Consider the following 15,929-nt stretch of genomic DNA (forward strand, 5'->3'; position numbering starts at 1 on the left):
GAGGGGCTGGAGTTCACCGCCATCACCGCCGTGGTGCTCGGCGGGGTGGTCCTGGGCGGAGGCCGCGGCACGGTCGTGGCAGCCGTCCTGGGAGCGCTCACGGTCGAGGCTCTGTTCACCCTGTTCACGCAGCTCTACCTGCCGGCGACGATTCAACCGACCGTGCAGGGGCTCATCATCATCGCCGCCGTCTCCTACGCATCACGCCGCGGCGACCTGCGACTACCGGAGCGCCTGCGACGGCGACCCGGACACCCGACCGAGCGCCCGCTCGGCACTTCGAGGAGGTAAGAACCATGCACGTTCCCCGCGTGCTGTTGGCCGGTGCCGCCGGCCTGGCCCTCGTCCTGTCCGGCTGTACCGGTGACGCCTCGGACGGCGCCGCCGACGGCAACGGCGCCGACCTGACCCCCGAGGAGGAGTGGTTCGACCAGGAGGAGTTCGACCGCCAGCTCGCCCAGCGCGACATCGAGCCGGAGGGCCCCGAGGACGAACCCTGGATGCAGGCGATCGAACCGGAGTGGATCGACACCTCCGAGTGGGAGTTCGACGACCCCGGCGAGGCCACGGTCTGCTTCTCCAACGCCTCGGTGTCCAACCCCTGGCGCGTCACCGGCTTCATCACGATGGAGCAGCAGGTGGAGGAGTTGCAGGATGCCGGGGAGATCGGCGACTTCCGGGTCTCGGACGCCTCCGACGACGACAACCAGCAGATCTCCGACATCCAGGCGTTCGTGGACTCCGGTGACTGCGACGCCATCATCATCTCGCCGTCGACCACCGCGACCATGACCCCGGCGGTGGAGACGGCCTGCGAGAGCGGTGTCCCGGTCGTGGTCTTCGACCGCGGCGTGAACACCGACTGCGCTGTCACCTTCATCCACCCGATCGGCGGTTACGCCTACGGCGCGGACGCGGCCGAGTTCCTGGTCGACAGTCTGGAACCGGGCTCGCGTGTGCTGGCGCTGCGCATCCTGCCGGGCGTGGACTCGCTGGAGCACCGCTGGGCGGCCGCGCAGGCCGTCTTCGACGACAGCGACCTGGACATCATCGGCTACGAGTTCACCGACGGTGACGGGGCCCAGATCAAGGACCTGGTCTCCCAGCACCTGCAGCGCGGCACGATCGACGGCATCTGGATGGACGCCGGAGACGGGGCCGTGGCGGGCCTGGAAGCGTTCGAGGACGCCGGCCAGGAGTACCCGGTGGTCTCGGGCGAGGACGAGCTCAGCTTCATGCGCAAGTGGCAGGAGGAGGAACTGGACGCGATCGCCCCGGTCTACTCCAACTTCCAGTGGCGCACGCCGGTCCTTGCCGCGAACATGATCCTGCAGGGCGAGGAGGTGCCCGAGGAGTGGGTGCTGCCGCAGGAGGCGGTCACCGAGGAGACCCGCGACGAGCTGCTCGAGGTCAACTCCGGGATGCCGTCCCTGCACTACGCCCGTTTCGGCGGCCAGGACCTTCCGGGCTTCCCCGAGGCGTGGGAGGACCGCTAGATGGAACGCGCGCTGGGGGTCAACACCTGGGTCTGGGAGTCGCCGCTGACCGACGCCGCGCTGGAGCGGCTCCCCCCCCGCNNAACACCGGCGACTGGGACCCCCGGCGCGCCCGCACCCTGCTGGACGGCCTGGGCTTGTCGGCGACGGTGGTCCTGGTCATGAGCCCGGGCCGTGAGCTGGTCCTCACCGACTCCCCCACACGCACCGCGACGCGCGACTACCTGAGGCGGGTCGTGGACGCGGCGGAGACGGTGGGTTCACCGGTCGTCGCCGGCCCGGCCTACGCCTCGGTGGGCCGCACCTGGCGCCTGTCCCCGGCCGAGCGGGCGGGCCTGCCCGGCGAGCTGGCCGAGGCGCTGTCCCCCGTGGTCGAGCACGCCTCGGCCGCGGGGGTGGCAGTGGCGGTGGAACCCCTGAACCGGTACGAGACCAGCGTGCTGAACACCGTCGATCAGGCGGTCGAGGCCCTGGCCGGACTGCCCCGCGAGCACTGCGGTCTGGCGCTGGACCTGTACCACCTCAATATCGAGGAAACGGACATCGCCAATGCCATCGAGCGAGCATCCGAAATGCTCAGGCATGTCCAGGTCTGCGCAAATGATCGTGGGACCCCCGGCACAGATCACCTGGAGTGGTCACGCATCGTGACCGCACTGGACAGAACAGGTTACTCGGGCCCCCTAGTCATCGAATCCTTCACTTCTGACAATGCCAGCATCGCCGCGGCCGCGTCCGTATGGCGGCCCCTCGNGTCGACGGCCTGGCGTTCCTGAGAGGGCTGCACGACCGTGCACCCGATGTCCCTGACCCGACGAGAGGAGCCCCTGTGGACTGATGCACCGATGAGGCGGCCACCCCCGCTTCCCGACCCTGATAGCAGGAACACCCCGACGAACCCGGTCACAGCCATACCGGGCCCCGCCCGGAAGACCGGGGATCCTGCCGTCGGCGCCGGCACGCCGCACGGAACTCATCGACTCACTCCCACCCCCAGGTGAGGTTCTGCATGTTCCACAGACCGTTACTACGACTGGGCGCGCTGGTGTCCGGCGTCGCGTTGGCCATGGGGCTGACCGCGCCCGTGGCGCACGCGCAGGAGGAGACCGACCAGGACTCGTTCAACGCCCTGATCTTCTCCAAGACCGCCGGCTTCCGGCACGACTCGATCCCGTACGGCGTCTCCCTCATCGAGGAGCTGGCCGACGAACACGGGTTCACCACCGAGCACACCGAGGACTCCTCCGTCTTCAACGAGGAGGACCTGGCCGAATTCGACGCCGTCATCTGGCTCTCGACCACCGGTGACGTGCTCGACGAGGACGAGCAGGCCGCATTCGAGGACTACGTCCAGGACGGCGGCGGGTACACCGGTGTGCACGCCGCCTCCGACACCCACTACGACTGGGATTGGTACGGCGACCTCGTCGGCGCCTACTTCGCCAGCCATCCGCCCGGCACGCAGGACGCCGAGGTGATGGTCAACGACCAGGTGCACCCCTCCACCGAAGGCCTGCCGGCCCTGTGGGAACGCCACGACGAGTGGTACGACTTCGACCTGTCCCCGCGGGGCGACGTGCACGTACTGGCGGGCCTGGACGAGGAGTCCTACGAGGACGAGGTCGACCCGGCCGGCCAGATGGGCTGGGACCACCCCATCGCCTGGTGTCAGGAGTTCGACGGCGGCCGGTCCTGGTACACCGGCGGCGGCCACACCATCGAGTCCTTCTCCGAACCCGAGTTCGCCGACCACCTGCTCGGCGGCATCCAGTGGGCGGCCGGCGCGGCCGAGGGCGACTGCGGCGCCACGGAGTGGGACAACTTCGAGAAGGTCACGCTGGCCGAGGGCGAGGAGCAGATGGGCGAGCCCATGGGTCTGGCGGTCCTGCCGGACGGGCGTGCCCTGCACACCGCGCGCGACGGCGAGGTGGGCCTGTGGGACCCCGAGACCTACGCCACCGAGACCATCGCCGAGATCCCGGTGTACAACCACGACGAGGACGGGCTCCAGGGCGTGGCCGTGGACCCCGACTTCGAGGAGAACGGCTGGGTCTACGCCTACTACGCACCCGTGATCGACGACGTCCCACCGGGTGAGGCGCCCTCGGACGGCGACCCGGAGGAGTTCGAACCGTACGAGGCGCACAACAACCTCTCCCGGTTCCAGCTGGTCGACGGCGAGGACGGCCCGACCCTCGACCTGGACAGCGAAGAGGTCGTCCTCGAGGTCGAGGCCACCCGCGGTATGTGCTGCCACGTCGGCGGCGACATCGACTTCGACGCCGACGGCAACCTGTACCTGTCCACCGGCGACGACACGAGCGCGTTCGACTCCGACGGGTACACGCCCATCGACGAGCGCGAGACCCGCAACCCCGCCTTCGACGCCCAGCGCAGCTCCGGCAACACCAACGACCTGCGCGGGAAGCTGATCAGGATCGACGTCGACGAGGACGGCGGGTACTCGATCCCCGACGGCAACCTCTTCCCGCCCGAGGAGTACGGCGACGAGGAGACCCGTCCGGAGATCTACGCGATGGGTCTGCGCAACCCGTTCCGGTTCTCCGTCGACCAGGAGGACGGCACCGTCTACCTGGGCGACTACGGCCCCGACGCCATCGAGGAGGACCCCGACCGCGGGCCGAAGAACACGGTGACCTGGCACGCGATCGACGAGCCGGCCAACATCGGGTGGCCGTACTGCATCGGCAACAACTTCCCCTACGTCGACTACGACTACGAGGAGGAGGTCTCCGGGGAACCCTTCGACTGCGACGCCCCGGTCAACGACTCCCCGCGCAACACCGGGCTGACCGATCTGCCCCCGGTCACCCCCGCGATGATCTGGTACGACTACGACGAGTCCGAGGAGTTCCCGCACCTGGGCGAGGGTTCCGGTTCCCCGATGGGCGGGCCGGCCTACGAGTACGACCCCGAGCTGGACTCCGACACGAAGTGGCCCGAGTACTACGACGGCATCCCGCTGATGTACGAGTGGGACCGCAAGTGGATCAAGCAGATCCACCGTGACGACGAGGGCGAACTCCTCGACATCACCGAGACGGTCGACGACATCGACCTGGCCAACCCCATGGACATGGAGTTCGGCCCGGACGGTTCGCTGTACGTGCTGGAGTACGGCTCCGGCTACTTCGGAGGCGCCCCCGACTCGGCGATCTCGCGCATCGACTACACGGGTTCGGGTGACACACCCGTGGCCGACCTGGAGAGCAGCGCCACCTCAGGTCCGGTCCCCCTCGAGATCGAGTTCTCCGCCGAAGGGTCCGAGCACCCCGGCGGACTCGACATGGCCTACGAGTGGGACTTCGGCGACGGCACCACCTCCGACGAGGCGGCGCCCACCCACACCTACGAGGAGGAGGGCCAGTACACGGTCGTGCTGACCGTGACCGACGAAGAGGGCGCCACCGGCGTCGCCACCACGAGCGTGACCGCCGGCAACTCCCAGCCCGACGTCTCCTTCGACGCCCCGCAGGACGGCCAGTACTTCCACTGGGGCGACGAGATCCCGTTCGAGGCCGCGGTGGAGGACGCCGAGGACGGCTCGATCGGGGACGGCATCGACTGCGACGACGTCGAGGTCACCTCGTCGCTGGGACATGACGACCACGCGCACCCGTGGACCCAGTACGACTCCTGCGAAGGGGTGACCGAGACCGAGACCGACGGCGGCCACGGGCACGACATGAACATCTTCTGGGTGCTCCAGGCCGAGTACACCGACTCCGGTGCCGGGGACGCTCCCCCGCTCACCGGATCCGACGGGCTGCGCCTGAACCCCGCGCGGACCCAGGCGCAGTACTTCTCCGACAGCGAGAACGTCGCGACCGAGAGCACCGAGGACGACGAGGGCGGCCTGGTCAACCTGACCGGGATCCAGGACGGCAGCTGGACCTCCTACGACCCGGTCCACTTCTCCGGTGTGGAGGAGATGGAGTACCGGGTGGCCTCAAGCGGCTCCGGCGGCACCATCGAGGCGCGCCAGGACTCCCCCGACGGGGACGTGCTCGGCAGTGTCGACGTGGAGTCCACCGGCGGCGGCCAGGACTGGGAGACCGTCACCATGCCGGTCGAGGACCCCGGGGAGACCTTCGAGCTGTACCTGGTCTTCAGCGGGGACGACCCCGGTGAGGAGGGCCTGTTCAACCTCAACCACTTCGAGGCGGTCATCGAGGGTCACGAGCCCCCGGAGGAGGACCCCGAGGAGGGCCCGGAGGCCGAGCTGACCAACCCGGAGGACGGTGCCTCCTTCGAGGCCGGCGAGGACCTCCCGCTGGCCGCGGAGGTCGCCGACCACGGTGACGCCGGTGTCGAGGAGGTCGAGTTCCTCGTCGACGACGAGGTCGTGGCCGCCTCCGACGAGTCCCCCTTCGAAGCGGTCTGGACCGAACCGGAGGAGGGCGAGTACTCCGTGAGTGCCGTGGCCACCGATGGTGACGGCAACACCGGCAGCTCCTCGTCGGCCACCGTCACGGTCGAGGAGGGTGCCACCGAACCGGAGGAGCCCGCCGACTGCGCTCCGCCCGAGGTCGACGACGGTTACACCGCGCTGTGGGACGGCCAGTCCCTGGACGGGTGGAACCAGGCCGGCCCGGGCGGGTTCGAGGTCGTCGAGGACGACGAGAACTGCGCGCTGCAGACCGACGGCGGCATGGGGTTGCTCTGGCACGAGACGGAGCGCGACTCCTACCGGCTCAAGCTCGACTTCCTGACCCCGGACGAGCACGACAACTCCGGTGTCTTCGTCGGATTCCCCGACCCCGACGACGACCCGTGGGTGGCCGTCGACGAGGGCTACGAGGTCCAGATCGACCCCTACGGCGCCCCGGACGGGGAGCCGATCACGCAGACCGGGGCGATCTACGAGTTCCAGGCTGCCGACTCCCACCCGGCGGAGATCGGTGAGTGGAACACGATGGAGATCGAGGTCGACGACCCCGTGATCCGTGTCTGGATCAACGGCGAGCTGGTCAACGAGTTCGAGAGCGAGGACCCCGACCGGGACCTGGCCTCGGGCCACATCGGACTGCAGAACCACGGTGACGAGGACGAGGTCCGCTTCCGTGACGTGCAGGTCCAGGAACTGCAGGAGTAACGACCGAACGGGCGGGGCCGGCTGTCCCCGGCCCCGCCCCCTTCCCCGTTCCGAGTTCCCGGCCCCCAGGAGGAGGTGTCACGGTGCCCACCGAGAAGAGGCGGTCCACGCCCGACACGACGGAGGAGGTCTCGCCAACGCCCGCCGGACGGTCCGCCTGGTGGCTGTCGGGCGGGGCGATCGTGGCGGTCGGCGCAGTCGTGGCCGCGGTCGTGTTCCACTTCGCCGGAGACGACGAGGTCACTCCGGACGCCGGCCGGGTCGCCGAACTGGAGGCCTCGGCCGGCGAACGCGACCTGGAGCAGGTCGAGGAACTGGTGCACCACACGCGCGCGGCACACGAGGAGCTGCTCCCGCTGGTGGAGTCGCTCGACGAGGTCGTACCCACGGACGGTTCGGAGACCGGGCGCGACGACCCCGGTCCCGACGAGCTCGAGGGCTGGCTGGAGACCGCCGAGGAGGCCGGCGGGCACTTCGACGACGTGCCCTCCGGCGAGACCGACTACAACATCGCCCACGCCGGGCTGGCCAACTCCGTGGACCTGCTCGGGTCCTCGGTGGCGGCCTACGCCAACGCACTGGAGGCCGAGGACGACGGCCTGCGCGAGGACATGGCCGAGCTCGCCGGCGACCTGCGCACCCAGGCGGTGCAGTCCTGGTCGGTGGCGGCGACCCAACTGGATGTGCTGAGCATCGACGCAGGCCACGGCCACGTCCACCTCTATCTGCCAGCGGCGCCCGGAAGCGGCGCCCTGGAACCCGATCCCGCCGAGGACGGCGACGGCGCCGTCGAGGGCGGGGGCCACGACCACTGAGCACCGGTCCCGGGGCACACGGTGCCCCGGGCCTCGCACGAGGAGGGACCACAGATGGGGCGGACAGGTGTCTGGCTGCTCGGGGCACGCGGATCGGTCGCCACGACCGCGGTCCTGGGCGCCTTTGCGGTGCGGGAGGGTTCGGCCGTGCCGACGGGGTGCGTGACCGCGCGCCCGGAGTTCGACGGTGCGGGGTTGCCCGGGCTCGAGGAGCTGGTCTTCGGCGGTCACGACCTGTCGGACGTCCGCCTGTGCAAGACAGCCGAGCGACTGGCCCGTACGGGTGTGCTGCCCGCTCACCTGCCGGGGGCCTTCGCCGACCGTCTGGGGGAGGTGGAGGGTGCGCTGCGTCCGGGTCTGGCCCCCGAGGAGGGCCGGGTCACCCGTGCGGACGTGGACCGGCTGGAGCGCGACCTGCGCGAGTTCGCCGGGCGCGAGGGCCTGGAGCGCACGGTCGTGGTCGACCTGACCAGCACCGAAGCGCGCCTGCAGGCCCATCCGGAACAGGAGGACCCGGCGGCCCTGGAGGCGGCGCTGGACTCCGGCGGAGCACGGATCCCGGCCAGTTCCGCCTACGCGTACGCGGCCCTGCGCGCGGGGTGTGCGTTCGTGGAGTTCACGCCCAACACCGGCCCGCGGTTGCCGGCGCTGCGCGAACTGGCCGAGCAGCAGGGCCTGCCGTGGGCGGGATGCGACGGCAAGACCGGGGAGACGCTGGTCAAGAGCGCGCTCGCCCCGATGTTCGCGGCGCGGGCCCTGCAGGTGCGGTCGTGGTCGTCGGTGAACCTGTTGGGCGGTGGGGACGGCGAGACGCTGGCCGACCCCGATCACGCAGGGAGCAAGACCGACAGCAAGGCCCGGGGCCTGGAGCACATGCTCGGCCGTCCGGTGGAGGGGCCGCTGCACATCGATTTCGTCCCCGACCTGGGGGACGCCAAGACCGCCTGGGACCACGTCTCGTTCGAGGGGTTCCTGGGCACTCGCATGACGCTCCAGTTCACGTGGGCGGGGCAGGACTCGGCGCTGGCTGCCCCGTTGGTGCTCGACCTGGCCCGGTTGTCCTCGCTCGCCCTGGGTCGTGGGACCACGGGACCCGTCCCAGCGTTCGGGTTCTTCTTCAAGGACCCCGTCGACAGCGACGTGCACGGGCTGGTGGAGCAGTGGCAGGCGCTGACCGCCTGGTCCGCACCCGAAGGAGGAACGGCATGAGGTTCACGGACCTGGCGCGGTTGGTGCGCCTGCCGGCGGCACTGAGCGTGCCCGGCGACACCCTGGCGGGCGCCTCCGCGGCCGGGCGCCTGAGCAGGCCCGGCACGTGGGCGCTGCCCGCGGCCTCGGCCTGCATGTACTGGGCGGGCATGGCCCTGAACGACTACGCCGACCGCGAGCTCGACGCCGTCGAACGCCCGGAACGCCCGATCCCCTCCGGCGCCGTGCGCCCCGGCGAGGCCCTCGCGGTCGCGGCGGGACTCACCGCAGCGGGTGTGGGTGTGGCCGCGGCCGGCGGCGGACGGCACAGCGCGATCACGGCGAGCGCGTTGGCCGCCACCGTGTGGGGTTACGACCTGGCGCTGAAACCGACACGGTTCGCACCGCTCGGTATGGCGGTCAACCGCGGCCTGGACGTGCTCATGGGCGCCGGCGACCGCCCGGGCGCCGCACTGCGCCCGGCCCTGGTGATGGCCGCGCACACCTACGGCGTGACGTCCCTGAGCAGGGGTGAGGTGTACGGAACACGGCCGTCCGTGGCAGCGGGGGCACTCGCGTGCACCGTGGGAAGCGCCGCCGCGGCGGCCGCCCCGACCGGCCCCGGCCGCCCCTCCACGCGCCGTGGCGCATGGGGCCAGGTGCTGTCCGGCCTGTACGCGGGTGTGTTCGCCACCCAGGTGGGGCGGGCCCAGGCGCACGCGGTCGCGAGACCCGTCGCGGCCAACGCCGGCGCCGCCACGGGAACGGGGATCCGGGGCATGATCCCGCTCCAGGCCGCGCTGCTGGCGCGTTCGGGCGCCCCGTGCACCGCGACCGGCCTGGTGGTGGGCGCTCCCCTGGCCAAGGCCGCGTCCGGGAAGGTGGCGATCACATGAGGTTCGGTTACGGCACCAACGGGTTCTGGGACCACCGCTTGGACGACGCCCTGGCCATCATCGCCGACCTCGGGTACGAGGGCGTGGCGCTCACCCTCGACCACCCCCACCTGGACCCCTTCGCCGACGACGCTGCCGAACGGGTCCGCCGCATCGGGACGCGCCTGTCCGACCTGGGTCTGGCGGTCGTGGTGGAGACCGGCGCCCGCTACCTCATGGACCCGCGCCGCAAGCACGAGCCGACCCTGGTCTCGGGCACGGGACGGGAACAGCGGGTGGAACTGCTGCGCCGGGCCGTGCGCATCGGCCACGACCTGGGCGCCGAAGCGGTCTCCTTCTGGTCGGGGATCCTGCCGGCCGGGGTGGGCCCGGACGAGGGGTGGTCCCGGTTGGTCGGCGGTGTCGAGCAGGTCCTCCCGCTCGCCGAGGAGCTCGGCGTGGACTGCGCCTTCGAACCGGAACCGGGCATGTTCGCAGAACGCCTCGAGGACGTGCTCGAGCTCCGCGCCCGGCTGGGGTCTCCCCTCCGGTTCCGGGTCACCGTCGACGTGGGCCACGGCGTCTGCAACGAACCCGACGGCCCCGAGGGCACCGTGCGCCGCGCGGGCGGACTCATCGCCAACGTGCAGCTCGACGACATGCGCCCGGGCGTGCACGACCACCTCGAGTTCGGCGACGGCGACATCGACCTGCCCGGGGTCCTGGGTGCCCTGGAACACGTCGGATACCAGGGCCTGGCCTGTGTGGAACTGCCGCGCCACGGCCACGCCGCCCCGCTCGTGGCGGAGCGGTCGATGCGTGCCCTCACCGACGCGCTCATGGTCGGCCACGTGCGCAGCGCAACCCGCCGCGAGGGGGTGGGCCGATGAACGACGGGTTCCTGACCGGCGAGGACGCCCGCCGCGCGCTGGCCGACCTGGTCACGCAGGTCAGCGAGCGCCCCGACCGCATCGCGGTGCTCTTCCCCGCCGCCGCCCGCCGGGTGGCACGCGGATCGGGCCCCTCGGACGACCCCGACGGGGTACTCGGCCCGACCCTGGAGGACCTCGTGCGCCTCGAGCTCCTGTACGCCTGCGCTGCGGCGAAGGCGCCCGAGCCCTTCGCCGGCGAGATGTCCGACCTCTACCACCACGGGGACTCGGGGGAACGCCGCGCCGTGCTGCGCGGCCTCGACCTGCTCGACCCCGCCTCCGCCCCGCTCGCCCGCGAGCTCATGGCCGACGCGCTGCGCACCAACGACACCCGCCTGGTCGCCGCGGCCGTGGGCGGTCCGGCCACCGACCTGCTGGACATCCACGCGTGGCGGCAGGCGGTGCTCAAGTGCTTGTTCACCGGTGTGCCCCTCGCCGGCGTGCGGGGTGTGCCCGAGCGCGTGGACGGTGAGCTGGTGCGCATGTGCGCCGACTACGCGGAGGAACGCGAACGCGCCGGACGGCCGGTGCCCGACGACGTCCACCTGGTCCTGGGGCACTCCCCCGCCGACGAGAACACGGAGGCGTGATGCGCATCTTCGACCCGCACATCCACATGACCTCGCGCACGACCGACGACTACCGCGCCATGTACGACGCCGGGGTGCGCGCCCTGGTGGAGCCTGCGTTCTGGTTGGGCCAGCCCCGCACCGGGGTGAGCTCGTTCCGCGACTACTTCGACGGTCTCGTCGGCTGGGAACGCTTCCGGGCCGAACGCTTCGGTATCCGCCACCACTGCGCGATCGCCCTCAACCCGAAGGAGGCCAACGACCCGCGGCTGGCCGGGGTTCTGGAGCTGCTGCCCCGGTACCTGGCCAAGGACGGGGTCGTCGCGGTCGGCGAGGTCGGCTTCGACTCGCAGACCGCGGAGGAGGAGAAGGCGTTCCGGTACCAGTTGGAGCTGGCACGCGAGTTCGAGCTGCCGGTGCTGGTGCACACACCGCACCGAGACAAGGCCGCAGGTACCCGCCGCACGCTCGAGCTGGTCGCCGAGTCGGGACTCGACCCGCGCACCGTTCTGGTCGACCACCTCAACGAGACGACGGTCGGCATGGTGCACGAGTCCGGGTGCACGATGGGCTTCTCCATCTACCCGGACACGAAGATGAGCCCGGACCGCATGGTGCGCATCCTCCAGGAGTGGGGCACCGAGCGCATGATCGTGAACTCGGCGGCCGACTGGGGCCACAGCGACCCCCTCACCACCCTGCGCACCGGCGAGGCGATGCGCGCCGCGGGCTTCTCCGAGGCCGAGGCGGAGCGGGTGCTGTGGGACAATCCGGTGGAGTTCTACGGGCAGAGCGGCCGCCTGGTGCTGGACGAGATCGGGGCGGCCGACATCTCGGAGACCTTCTCGGGCAACTCGATCCTGCGCGGCCAACCGGACGGGGGTGCGCGGTGAGGTTGCGCCACCGGGACGGAACCGTCGTCCACCTGGGGTACTGCACCAACGTGCACCCCGCCGAGGACCTGGACGGTGTGCTGCGCCAGATCCGGGTGTTCGGCGGAGGGGTGCGCGAGCGCCTGGGCGCCGACCGCCTCGGGCTCGGGCTGTGGCTGCCCGCGCCGCTGGCCCGGGAGCTCGCGGCCGACCCCGCGCTGGTCGGCCGGCTCCGTGCCGGGCTGGACGAGGCCGGGCTGGAGACGGTGACGCTCAACGCGTTCCCCTACCGCGGGTTCCAGGACCCGGTGGTCAAGCACCGCGTCTACCACCCGGACTGGACCGAGCGGGCGCGCCTGGACTACACGGTCGACTGCGCCAGGGTCCTGGCCCGCCTCATGCCCGACGACGCCGCGCGCGGGAGTGTGTCGACCCTGCCCCTGGCCTGGCGCGAACCCTGGGACGCGGGGCACCTGGAACGCGCGCGGAGCCACCTCGTCGAGCTCGCCGGGGTGCTGGCCGAGCTCGACGAGCAGGGAACCCCCGTCCGGGTGGGTCTGGAACCGGAACCGGGGTGCGTGGTGGAGACGACGCGGGACGCCGCCCGTCTGCTGTCCGGGCTACCCCCGCAGCTGGGCGTGTGTCTGGACACCTGCCACACCGCGACCGGTTTCGAGGAGGCCGGGCCCGCCCTGGACCGGCTCGCCGGCGCTGGGCTCCCGGTGGTCAAGACGCAGGCCTCCGCCGCCGTCGAGGTGGCCGACCCGCGCGACCCTCGGGCACGAGAGGCGCTGTCCGACTTCGCCGAGGACCGTTTCCTGCACCAGACGCGCGAGCTCGTGGGCGTTCGGGCGCGCGGGCGCGACGACCTGCCCGAGGCACTGGCCGGCCCCTACCCCCTGCCGGCGCGTGGGCCGTGGCGCACCCACTTCCACGTGCCGCTGCACGCCGAGGCCCGGCCGCCGCTGCGCATCACCCACGGCCACCTCACCGACGTGCTCGGCCACCTCTTCGGGGGCGATCGGGCGCTGACCGACCACGTCGAGGTGGAGACCTACACCTGGTCCGTGTTGCCGGAGGACCGCCGGCCCGCAGGCGAGGAGGCCCTCGTGTCCGGGATCGCAGCCGAGATCGCCTGGGCCCGCGACCGCCTCACAGACCTGGGTCTGGAGCCCGTGTGAGCGCCACAGCCGACCCCGCTTCCCACCCCGACGGAAGGGATGCCATGTCCTCAGCCGAACCCCGCCTGCTCGTGGTCGACGCGGTCGGGCTCACCCCCAAGCTCCTGCAGCACGCGCCCCGACTGCGCGCGCTGGCCGAACGCGGGTGGCAGGCCCCGTTGGACACCGTGCTGCCCGCGGTGACCTGCACCGTGCAGTCCACGTTCCTGACCGGGCGCACCCCGGCCGGGCACGGCGCCGTCGCCAACGGGTGGTTCTTCCGCGACCTGGGCGAGGTGTACCTGTGGCGCCAGCACAACCGGCTCGTGCAGGGCGAGAAGGTGTGGGAGACCGCGCGCCGCCACCGGCCCGGGCTGAAGGTGGCCAACGTGTGCTGGTGGTACGCGATGGGCGCCACCACCGACTGGACCATCACCCCGCGGCCGATCTACCACGCGGACGGACGCAAGTCCCCGGACTGCTACACACGCCCGCCCGAGCTGCACGGCGAGCTCACCGGGGAGCTGGGCCCGTTCCCGCTGTTCAACTACTGGGGGCCGACTGCATCACTTGCCTCCACCGAATGGATCGTCGCAGCCACCCGCCGGCTCATGCCGCGCGCCGACCTGACGCTGTGCTACGTCCCGCACCTGGACTACGACCTGCAGCGCCACGGCCCCGATTCCCCGCAGGCCCGGCAGGCGGCACGGGACATGGACTCCGCGCTGGCCCCGCTGCTGGACGACGCCGAGGCCGCCGGCGTGCGGGTCGTGGTTCTCAGCGAGTACGGCATCACCCCCGCCACGACCCCGGTGGACGTCAACCGGGAGCTGCGCCGGGCGGGCCTGCTCGAGGTCCACACCCAGGCCGGCATGGAGTACCTCGACCCGTGGGCCTCCCGTGCCTTCGCCGTCAGCGACCACCAGTGCGCCCACGTCTACGTGCGCGACGAGCAGGACGTGCCTGCGGTCGCCGGACTCCTGGAACGGGTCGAGGGCGTGGACCTGGTCCTGGACGAGAAGGGGCAGGCAGAGCACGGCCTGGACCACGAGCGCTCCGGCGAGCTGACCCTGGTGGCCGAGCCGGGCGCATGGTTCACCTACTACTACTGGCTCGACGACGCGCGTGCCCCGGACTTCGCGCGCGGGGTGGAGATCCACCGCAAGCCCGGCTTCGACCCGGCCGAGCTCTTCCTCGACCCGAAGGACCCGCTGGTCAAGGCTCGGGCGGCCGCGAACCTGGCCCGCAAGAAGGCCGGGCTGCGCTACGCCATGAACGTCGTCCCCCTGGACCCGTCGCCGGTGCGCGGGACCCACGGGCGCCGCACCGAGGACCCCGACGACGGTCCCCTCCTGATCTGCACCGACCCCGGCTCCGTCCGGGACAGCATCGCCGCCACCGAGGTGCGCGACCTCCTGCTCGGCCTCGTCGGGGTGCCGGACCCGGCGGGGCCGACCCCCTCCTGAGCCGACACCGGTCACTCACCCCCCCATCGACCCCGGAGGTCACGATGACCCGACCCGTCACCCTGTTCACCGGCCAGTGGGCCGACCTGCCGTTCGAGGAGGTGTGCTCGCTCGCATCCTCCTGGGGTTACGACGGCCTGGAGATCGCCTGCTGGGGCGATCACCTCGACGTCACCCGCGCGGCCGTGGACGACGACTACGTGCGCGACCGCCTCGACCTCCTGAAGCGCCACGGTCTGGGCGCGTGGGCGATCTCCAACCACATGGCCGGCCAGGCGGTCTGCGACGACCCGATCGACAACCGGCACCAGAACATCCTGCCCTCGCGCCTGTGGGGCGACGGCGAACCGGAGGGTGTGCGGCAGCGTGCGGCGGAGGAGATGCGTACGACCGCGCGGGCCGCAGCCAAGCTGGGTGTGGACACAGTCGTCGGGTTCTCCGGCTCGGCCAACTGGAAGTACGTGGCGATGTTCCCGCCGGTGGGCGCCGACGTCATCGAGGCGGGCTACCAGGACTTCGCCGACCGGTGGAACCCGATCCTGGACGTGTTCGAGGAAGTCGGGGTGCGGTTCGCTCTGGAGGTGCACCCCTCCGAGATCGCCTACGACTTCTGGACCGCACAGGCCGCGCTGGAGGCGGTCGGGCACCGGCCCTCGTTCGGGCTCAACTGGGACCCCAGCCACATGGTGTGGCAGGACGTCGACCCGGTCGGTTTCCTGTACGACTTCCGCGACCGCATCTACCACGTGGACTGCAAGGACGCCCGCATGCGGACCGGGGGCGGGCGCAACGCGCGCCTCGGGTCGCACCTGCCTTGGGGCGACCCGCGCCGAGGCTGGGACTTCGTCTCGACCGGGCGCGGGGACGTGCCGTGGGAGGCGTGCTTCCGGGTGCTGAACTCGATCGGGTACAAGGGTCCGATCTCGGTGGAGTGGGAGGACCCGGGGATGGACCGGCTCACCGGTGCTGCCGAGGCGGTGCGGTTCGTGCGCGCCAACATGTTCGACCCGCCCGAGGCCTCCTTCGACGCGGCGTTCTCCTCGGACTGACGCCGGTGGCCGAGCGGGCCGTCCGGGGGCGGCCCGCCCGAGGCGCCGGGCGCCCGCGTGCTCACATCATGGGGGCGATGACCACGCGGTAGCGCTCGCCCTCCCCGGCCGTGACGTCCTGGCGGAAGTCGTTGACCCGGTTGACGGAGCTCTGCACGTCGCCTCCGGAGATCGCATCGGCTCTCATCCCGGGGATGAACGCGTGCACGGCACGGACCGCTTCGTCCACTGCGACGGCGGTCTCGTGCCGGACGGGGGTGATCCGCCGGTCCTCCACGCGGCTGATGGCGATCCGGAACATACCGGTCTCCCTGAGGGGTTGGGGGTCGTCCCCGGCATTCTCCCTCACCTCTCCGACCCGTAGGAGCCGATCGCGGCCCGGGTGTACCGA

At 71.5% G+C, this 15,929-nt stretch carries 12 protein-coding genes and 2 pseudogenes; 13 read left to right on the forward strand and 1 reads right to left on the reverse strand.

The genetic code is table 11. The features are described 5' to 3' along the window. The 13 genes and pseudogenes from D474_RS29945 to D474_RS0124325 all read left to right on the forward strand — a co-directional run. Positions 1 to 291 (forward strand): annotated as a pseudogene (locus D474_RS29945) (ABC transporter permease); the annotation flags it as partial. A 5-nt stretch (positions 292 to 296) separates the two neighbouring features. Continuing rightward, positions 297 to 1,496, forward strand: coding sequence for a substrate-binding domain-containing protein (locus D474_RS0124270; protein ID WP_017616081.1), 1,200 nt, complete (start codon positions 297 to 299; stop codon positions 1,494 to 1,496). Continuing rightward, positions 1,497 to 2,334 (forward strand): annotated as a pseudogene (locus D474_RS29950) (sugar phosphate isomerase/epimerase family protein). 171 nt (positions 2,335 to 2,505) lie between these two features. Continuing rightward, complete coding sequence (locus tag D474_RS0124280; protein ID WP_040704391.1) at positions 2,506 to 6,612, forward strand: ThuA domain-containing protein; 4,107 nt, start codon at positions 2,506 to 2,508, stop codon at positions 6,610 to 6,612. 83 nt (positions 6,613 to 6,695) lie between these two features. After that, entirely contained in the window at positions 6,696 to 7,427 is a 732-nt protein-coding gene (locus D474_RS0124285; protein ID WP_017616083.1) for a hypothetical protein, read from the forward strand. Between the two features lie 54 nt (positions 7,428 to 7,481). After that, complete coding sequence (locus D474_RS0124290; protein WP_017616084.1) at positions 7,482 to 8,636, forward strand: inositol-3-phosphate synthase; 1,155 nt, start codon at positions 7,482 to 7,484, stop codon at positions 8,634 to 8,636. Then, on the forward strand, positions 8,633 to 9,511 hold the full coding sequence (locus tag D474_RS0124295; protein ID WP_017616085.1) for an SCO3242 family prenyltransferase: 879 nt from the start codon (positions 8,633 to 8,635) through the stop codon (positions 9,509 to 9,511). The genes D474_RS0124290 and D474_RS0124295 overlap by 4 nt, the downstream gene beginning before the upstream one ends. Beyond that, positions 9,508 to 10,380, forward strand: coding sequence for a sugar phosphate isomerase/epimerase family protein (locus tag D474_RS29955; protein WP_051051116.1), 873 nt, complete (start codon positions 9,508 to 9,510; stop codon positions 10,378 to 10,380). Before D474_RS0124295 ends, D474_RS29955 begins: the two co-directional genes overlap by 4 nt. Continuing rightward, positions 10,377 to 11,012, forward strand: coding sequence for an EboA domain-containing protein (locus D474_RS0124305; protein WP_026118765.1), 636 nt, complete (start codon positions 10,377 to 10,379; stop codon positions 11,010 to 11,012). Before D474_RS29955 ends, D474_RS0124305 begins: the two co-directional genes overlap by 4 nt. Continuing rightward, positions 11,012 to 11,884, forward strand: coding sequence for a TatD family hydrolase (locus D474_RS0124310; protein WP_017616086.1), 873 nt, complete (start codon positions 11,012 to 11,014; stop codon positions 11,882 to 11,884). Before D474_RS0124305 ends, D474_RS0124310 begins: the two co-directional genes overlap by 1 nt. Further along, positions 11,881 to 13,044 carry a metabolite traffic protein EboE gene (gene eboE / locus D474_RS0124315; RefSeq protein ID WP_017616087.1) on the forward strand — a complete coding sequence of 388 codons (1,164 nt, stop codon included), beginning with the start codon at positions 11,881 to 11,883 and terminating at the stop codon, positions 13,042 to 13,044. Before D474_RS0124310 ends, eboE begins: the two co-directional genes overlap by 4 nt. Positions 13,045 to 13,088: 44 nt before the next feature. Continuing rightward, positions 13,089 to 14,489, forward strand: a complete 1,401-nt coding sequence (locus tag D474_RS0124320; protein WP_017616088.1) for an alkaline phosphatase family protein — start codon at positions 13,089 to 13,091, stop codon at positions 14,487 to 14,489. 44 nt (positions 14,490 to 14,533) lie between these two features. Continuing rightward, positions 14,534 to 15,538, forward strand: coding sequence for a sugar phosphate isomerase/epimerase family protein (locus D474_RS0124325; RefSeq protein ID WP_017616089.1), 1,005 nt, complete (start codon positions 14,534 to 14,536; stop codon positions 15,536 to 15,538). A gap of 61 nt (positions 15,539 to 15,599) precedes the next feature. Here the strand turns inward: D474_RS0124325 and D474_RS0124330 are convergent, their stop codons facing one another. After that, positions 15,600 to 15,839: a hypothetical protein gene (locus tag D474_RS0124330; RefSeq protein WP_017616090.1), complete on the reverse strand. Its 240-nt coding sequence runs from the start codon at positions 15,837 to 15,839 to the stop codon at positions 15,600 to 15,602. Between the last annotated feature and the right edge of the window lie 90 nt (positions 15,840 to 15,929).

It is taken from the genome of Nocardiopsis salina YIM 90010 (genome assembly GCF_000341025.1).
Classification (GTDB): Bacteria; Actinomycetota; Actinomycetes; order Streptosporangiales; family Streptosporangiaceae; genus Nocardiopsis; species Nocardiopsis salina.

Excerpts from the sequence above, each read along its gene's own strand:
- D474_RS0124270 (WP_017616081.1), top strand. The coding sequence starts at position 297 with ATGCACGTTCCCCGCGTGCTGTTGGCCGGTGCCGCCGGCCTGGCCCTC.
- D474_RS0124280 (WP_040704391.1), top strand. The coding sequence starts at position 2,506 with ATGTTCCACAGACCGTTACTACGACTGGGCGCGCTGGTGTCCGGCGTC.
- D474_RS0124290 (WP_017616084.1), top strand. The coding sequence starts at position 7,482 with ATGGGGCGGACAGGTGTCTGGCTGCTCGGGGCACGCGGATCGGTCGCC.
- D474_RS0124295 (WP_017616085.1), top strand. The coding sequence starts at position 8,633 with ATGAGGTTCACGGACCTGGCGCGGTTGGTGCGCCTGCCGGCGGCACTG.
- D474_RS29955 (WP_051051116.1), top strand. The coding sequence starts at position 9,508 with ATGAGGTTCGGTTACGGCACCAACGGGTTCTGGGACCACCGCTTGGAC.
- D474_RS0124305 (WP_026118765.1), top strand. The coding sequence starts at position 10,377 with ATGAACGACGGGTTCCTGACCGGCGAGGACGCCCGCCGCGCGCTGGCC.
- D474_RS0124310 (WP_017616086.1), top strand. The coding sequence starts at position 11,012 with ATGCGCATCTTCGACCCGCACATCCACATGACCTCGCGCACGACCGAC.
- D474_RS0124320 (WP_017616088.1), top strand. The coding sequence starts at position 13,089 with ATGTCCTCAGCCGAACCCCGCCTGCTCGTGGTCGACGCGGTCGGGCTC.
- D474_RS0124325 (WP_017616089.1), top strand. The coding sequence starts at position 14,534 with ATGACCCGACCCGTCACCCTGTTCACCGGCCAGTGGGCCGACCTGCCG.
- D474_RS0124330 (WP_017616090.1), bottom strand. The coding sequence starts at position 15,839 with ATGTTCCGGATCGCCATCAGCCGCGTGGAGGACCGGCGGATCACCCCC.